The sequence below is a fragment of the Klebsiella sp. JN_Kp126 genome, assembly GCF_033843325.1.
In the GTDB taxonomy this organism is placed as follows: Bacteria; Pseudomonadota; Gammaproteobacteria; order Enterobacterales; family Enterobacteriaceae; genus Klebsiella; species Klebsiella michiganensis.
In genome coordinates, this window is record NZ_JAWXQV010000015.1 from 1 (window position 1) to 5,465 (window position 5,465).

Below are 5,465 nucleotides of genomic sequence, written 5' to 3' on the forward strand. Positions count from 1 at the left end.
AATGAGATAAACGCGGCCATAACAGCGGAGTGACACCGGTAAACCGAAAGGCAGGAACAGGAGAGCGCACGAGGGAGCCACCAGGGGGAAACGCCTGGTATCTTTATAGTCCTGTCGGGTTTCGCCACCACTGATTTGAGCGTCAGATTTCGTGATGCTTGTCAGGGGGGCGGAGCCTATGGAAAAACGGCTTTGTCGTGGCCTTCTCGCTTCCCTGTTAAGCTTCTTCCTGGCATCCTCCAGGAAATTTCCGCCCCGTTCGTAAGCCATTTCCGCTCGCCGCAGCCGAACGACCGAGCGCAGCGAGTCAGTGAGCGAGGAAGCGGAATATATCCTGTATCACATATTCTGCTGACGCACCGGTGCCGCCTTTTTTCTCCTGCCACATGAAGCACTTCACTGACACCCTCATCCGTGCCAACATAGTAAGCCAGTATACACTCCGCTAGCGCTACGTGACTGGTTCAGGGCTGCGCCCCGAAACCCGCCAAAAGCCTGACGCGCCTGCGGCTTGTCCAACCCCGCGCCGACCGGGAAAGGCTTTCCCGCCCGTCCCGGCGTTATCAGGAGGCCGGTTTGTCAGAGAAACGGAGCAAGATGCTCACCATGTGGGTGACGGAGGACGAGCACCGGCGGCTGCTCGAGCGCTGTGACGGCAGGCAGCTGGCGGCGTGGATGCGGCAGATCTGCCTGGACGAAAAGCCGGCACGTTCCGGAAAGCTCCCCTCACTCTCGCCGGCGCTGCTGCGCCAGCTTGCCGGCATGGGCAATAACCTGAACCAGATAGCCCGCCGTGTTAACGCCGGCGGCGGCACCGGCCATGACAGGGTACAGATTGTGGCGGCGCTGATGACCATCGATGCCGGCCTTGAGCGGCTGCGGCACGCCGTTCTTGAGAAAGGAACGGACGATGATCGTTAAATTTCATCCGCGCGGCCGCGGCGGTGGCGCCGGGCCGGTGGACTATCTGCTGGGTAAAGACCGGCAGCGTGAAGGCGCCACCGTCCTGCAGGGGAAGCCGGAAGAAGTCCGGGAGCTGATTGACGCGTCGCCTTACGTTAAGAAATACACCTCCGGCGTTCTGTCGTTTGCGGAGGCCGATCTGCCTCCCGGCCAGCGGGAAAAACTGATGGCCAGCTTCGAGCGGGTTCTGATGCCCGGACTCGATAAAGATCAGTACAGCATTCTGTGGGTGGAGCACGCGGACAAGGGGCGTCTGGAGCTGAACTTTCTGATCCCCAATACCGAGCTGCTGACCGGCAGGCGGCTCCAGCCTTACTACGACCGCGCCGACCGGCCGCGCATCGATGCCTGGCAGACTATCGTGAACGGCAGACTGGGGCTGCACGACCCGAACGCGCCGGAAAACCGCCGGGCGCTGGTCACGCCGTCCGGGCTGCCGAAAACGAAGCAGGAGGCCGCAGAAGCCATTACCCGGGGACTGCTGACCCTTGCTTCGTCCGGGGAGCTGAAAAGCCGTCAGGATGTCACTGACACTCTTGAAGGTGCAGGTTTTGAGGTGGTGCGCACCACGAAAAGCAGTATCAGCATTGCCGACCCGGACGGGGGGCGAAACATCCGACTGAAGGGAGCCATCTATGAGCAGTCTTTTAACGCTGGCGAAGGACTTAGAGCAGCAATCGAAAGCGCAGCAGCAGAGTACCGGCGAGATGCTGAAAGCCGCATTCAGCGAGCACGAGCAGTCTGTCAGAGCGGAACTGAGCGCAAGCGCGAGGAGAATCAGCGACGCCATCCTCGCCCACGAGCAGAGTATGAGCGAGGCGATGGAGAAAAACCGGCGGAGCGTACTGCGGACTGCCGGGCGGACATGGCTCACCATCCTGATGGTGTCAGCGCTGCTGATCGGCACGAGCGGGAGCATTCTGTGGTGGCAGGGGCAGCAGATAACCGACAATTACACGCATCTTCGTCAGCAGGAAGATACCCTGGCGAAAATGACCGCCCGGACGTGGGGAGTGCGCTATCAGGAGAGCAGCGACGGCCGGAGGTTTCTTATCCTGCCGCCGGGGATACAAACCGAAGCCATCCCTTACGACGGGACGACATGGATCCGCCTGAAACAGGAGTAGCTGAAAATGACAGAGCTGGAAAAGCAGTTGCTGAGCGCATTAGAGCAGCTACAGCAGGACTACTCGCAAAGGCTGGACGAATGGGAGAGCGCCTTCGCGGAATGGCGGAGCATGTGTGGGCTTATGCAACGGGAGAACGCGGTGCTGAACGAGCGCGTGTCGGACTTGAGCACGCAGGTGCTGAGTTTAAGCGAGCAGCTGCGCCGCTTGTCCGGGAACTGAATGCCATCGAGCTCCGGCAGAGGGAGAATGAGTATCAGAAAACACTGGAGCTGGAGCGCCAGCCGCAGAAAACCTACCGCGGGCCGACACTTTAAACCATCCAGGCAGCTGACAACCCGCACGAAGAGGGGCTCTTATTTCTCCCGCTAAATAGGTTCGTGATCAAAAAGGTCACGACTTATTCAGGAGCGGGAAATGAAGCTGTTAAATCTTATTGAATCATTGCTTAACTGCCTGTATCTGGCGGCGGAGCTGTGGGACTGGCTGGAGAAGCATTTGTCGGTTTTTAAGGCATTGGCGCGGATTTTAGTGTGACTTTAACATCCATGCATCTGGCTGCATGACTATGCACTAGTGTAATATCCAGCGGCTGCGTTTCTGGTGTTTTTTCGTCATGTCTGTCGCCACTTTCCTGAGTCTGGCACCGGAAACGCAGCCAACCCCGTCTCAGCGGTGCGGGCAACGGATGTTATGGTAAATAAGAGCGACCGTCCCGGTCGCTCTTGAAAGAGAATTCGGCCTTAGGTCAGTTTTCGCAGATACAATCATGTGGACTGCGGAGACATTCTTCGCACTCCTCACATATGCACTCATCCAGTTTTTCACCGCACTCGTCGCAACGTGAGCAGCTACAGTGCTCATCTAAATTTCCACAATCGCTGCAGCGCTCACAGACGCAGTCTGCCAGCTTCTCGTTGCAGTCATCGCAGAAGCCACAGGTACAGGCGCTGGCAGGGAGGGCACAAACATCGCAAATCTTATCCATTGGATCCATTTTATCTCACTTTTATTTTATCAGTGGCTGTGTGCGGGCGATTTCCCCAGCGCGATAGATGTGGATTTAAGTGCCATTTTTCAATGATTAAGGCAGCTAAAAAAGTGGTTTTTTAGGGCTTTTCAACGTGACCAGCACTGACGGGGATAAATACAGGTAAGCAATAATGCTCAGTCATGAAAAGGAGAATCCGATGGAGCAACATACCCCTGAATACTTACGACGTACCTTAGCTCATAACCGTGCCCTAATGGACGATATCATTAGCAGTGGCATGTCCAGGTACTACAACACGGAGATTGTGGATGCCGCATGTGAGGCGATAGAAGCTGAATTGCGACGACGAGGAATTTTGTAAGAGACAAAGCCCGCTTATGCGGGCTTTGTCGTTACTGGCGCTTCTGTTACTCAGTGTTGTCTGGGGTTCGGTAGATCTGTAGCCAGTACCTGCCAGGTGCGCTCGTTGGTGGTGCGAACTCATTATCGCGAATGGTGCAGTATCGTCCATATTTGCGGGTAACAGTATGAGTGTTTGTGTTGATGTCACATTCTTGGAATGAGCCACCATCACGACCTATTTTGCCATGTGGTCCTACATAAATTGCCATTTTGTTCTCCTTTTTAGAGCCTTGTATGGGCATCTTATTGGTGTTCAAACAACAATCATTTCAAGATCTAAGAACTGAACTAAAAATCAAACTAAAGGTAGGTATGCGGGGGTTTTACGGCAAAAAGCCCGCACGAGCGGGCTTTTACTTATGGAAACATCGGATGAAGGTGTTCTAGCGTCTCGGATAAAGTTTTACGACTTTTCGAGAGGCTGTACTGAGCCTGCATATTAACCCACGACTCTGCAGAGCGGCCTATAACTTTAGATAGTCGAAGAGCCATCTCATAACTAAGATCAGTTTTTCCATTGAGCAATCTACTTAATGCAGATTGTGATACTTCAAGCTTATCAGCTAACTCTGCGGCAGGTATTTCGAACGGTTCCATGAACATTTCCCTGATGAATTCACCGGGGTGTACAGGATCGTAAAGATTTATCATGCCTTCCTCTATTGGTTTTGTATTTGATTACACAAAACATTTTGTTTCTTTCGCGTTGCGCATTGCACAATACGCAAGTGTCTGTTATTGACAAAAAAAGCAGTAAGCTTTAGGATGCTCGGTGGAGCAGAAAGCTACCGCTGATATGGTGTCTTTACCGACTTTTTCAAGGCGCCATATTGTACGGTTAGCGCTCTTGGAAGTCAAACGAGGTAATCGACCTCAGAGACAAAGTTACGTCAATTATTTTAATAATGCAAGGGGTTCAAATGGACGCTGTCAAATTGTTTTCTGTTTATAGAGATAGATATCGACGAAAATTTTATGGAGATGATTGATGATAAAAAACATAAAGCATAAAGGGCTTCGGAGTTTTGCTGAAAACGGTAACACCGCCGGAATTCAGCCTCACTTAGCGAAAAAACTTCGCATGATATTGACTACGCTAAGCACCGCAACATGTCTTCAAGATATTGTGGATGTAAGGGCGCTGGGGTGTCACCCCCTAAAAGGTGAACGTAAAGGTGAGTTTTCCGTAGAGGTTAACGGAAACTGGAGGGTGGTTTTCAAGGTGGAAGAACCAAACGTCTTAGACGTTGATCTTGAAGATTACCATTAGTAATCAATAAGTAAGTTACTAATCCATCCTAGTGGCAATATGGATGGATTAGGGACTTTATTCAAAAATAAGTACCTCTGGAGGATTTATGAGAGCCTTTATGATTTTGTTGTTCCCTTTGCTTTGTGTAGTCATTGCTGGGGTTCTTGCTGTTCGTGGCCTAGATGGGTGGGGATGGTTCCTGTTTGCAGCTGTTTTGTGTACTGGTGTTGATACGGTGCAGAAACATGTCTCTAACAAGAATAATTCTGTAAGCGATTGAGGCTTTCAGGGTTCTTCCTTGACTGATTAAATCGACAAAGCGTATCTTATGTTCGAAACGAAAAAACCGCCTGGGGAGGCGGTTTTTTCGAGGGTTCAGTAAGTTGGGGAACTTCTGAACCGTGGTAACAGGGTGTACAAGACCGCTGAAACCAAATTCTGTCCTTCCAGTTTAGCCTCAGTATGGCTCTGACTTCAAGAACTCTGCATCAGTAATCTCTTGTACACCCTCTTACCAATGGCCGCAGCCAGTGGCGTTTTGTTGTGTCTTTCCGGGTTGGACTCAAGTCGATAGTTACCGGATAAGACGCTGCGGTCGGACTGAACGGGGGGTTCGTGCATACAGTCCAGCTTGGAGCGAACTGCCTTCCCGGAACTGAGTGTCAGGCGTGGAATGAGATAAACGCGGCCATAACAGCGGAGTGACACCGGTAAACCGAAAGGCAGG

6 protein-coding genes are annotated in these 5,465 nt (G+C 52.3%); 4 read left to right on the forward strand and 2 right to left on the reverse strand.

From position 1 onward, the window contains the following. Positions 1 to 576 precede the first annotated feature (576 nt). From SIK97_RS00785 to SIK97_RS00800, 3 genes are all read left to right on the forward strand, one after another. Positions 577 to 921, forward strand: coding sequence for a MobC family plasmid mobilization relaxosome protein (locus tag SIK97_RS00785; protein ID WP_045342092.1), 345 nt, complete (start codon positions 577 to 579; stop codon positions 919 to 921). Positions 922 to 1,598: 677 nt separating this feature from the next. Continuing rightward, positions 1,599 to 2,090, forward strand: a complete 492-nt coding sequence (locus tag SIK97_RS00795) for an MbeB family mobilization protein (protein WP_045342089.1) — start codon at positions 1,599 to 1,601, stop codon at positions 2,088 to 2,090. A gap of 6 nt (positions 2,091 to 2,096) precedes the next feature. Continuing rightward, positions 2,097 to 2,312 carry an MbeD family mobilization/exclusion protein gene (locus SIK97_RS00800; protein WP_000137422.1) on the forward strand — a complete coding sequence of 72 codons (216 nt, stop codon included), beginning with the start codon at positions 2,097 to 2,099 and terminating at the stop codon, positions 2,310 to 2,312. Between the two features lie 1,531 nt (positions 2,313 to 3,843). Here SIK97_RS00800 and SIK97_RS00805 read toward each other — a convergent pair. Beyond that, complete coding sequence (locus tag SIK97_RS00805; protein WP_000609279.1) at positions 3,844 to 4,137, reverse strand: HigA family addiction module antitoxin; 294 nt, start codon at positions 4,135 to 4,137, stop codon at positions 3,844 to 3,846. A gap of 337 nt (positions 4,138 to 4,474) precedes the next feature. Here SIK97_RS00805 and SIK97_RS00810 point away from each other — a divergent pair, with 337 nt between their 5' ends. Next, positions 4,475 to 4,756: a type II toxin-antitoxin system RelE/ParE family toxin gene (locus SIK97_RS00810; RefSeq protein ID WP_000594459.1), complete on the forward strand. Its 282-nt coding sequence runs from the start codon at positions 4,475 to 4,477 to the stop codon at positions 4,754 to 4,756. A gap of 456 nt (positions 4,757 to 5,212) precedes the next feature. Here SIK97_RS00810 and SIK97_RS29670 read toward each other — a convergent pair whose 3' ends face one another. Then, on the reverse strand, positions 5,213 to 5,359 hold the full coding sequence (locus tag SIK97_RS29670; RefSeq protein WP_001717510.1) for a hypothetical protein: 147 nt from the start codon (positions 5,357 to 5,359) through the stop codon (positions 5,213 to 5,215). Between the last annotated feature and the right edge of the window lie 106 nt (positions 5,360 to 5,465).

Excerpts from the sequence above, each read along its gene's own strand:
- SIK97_RS00795 (WP_045342089.1), top strand. The coding sequence starts at position 1,599 with ATGAGCAGTCTTTTAACGCTGGCGAAGGACTTAGAGCAGCAATCGAAA.
- SIK97_RS00800 (WP_000137422.1), top strand. The coding sequence starts at position 2,097 with ATGACAGAGCTGGAAAAGCAGTTGCTGAGCGCATTAGAGCAGCTACAG.
- SIK97_RS00805 (WP_000609279.1), bottom strand. The coding sequence starts at position 4,137 with ATGATAAATCTTTACGATCCTGTACACCCCGGTGAATTCATCAGGGAA.
- SIK97_RS00810 (WP_000594459.1), top strand. The coding sequence starts at position 4,475 with ATGATAAAAAACATAAAGCATAAAGGGCTTCGGAGTTTTGCTGAAAAC.
- SIK97_RS29670 (WP_001717510.1), bottom strand. The coding sequence starts at position 5,359 with ATGCACGAACCCCCCGTTCAGTCCGACCGCAGCGTCTTATCCGGTAAC.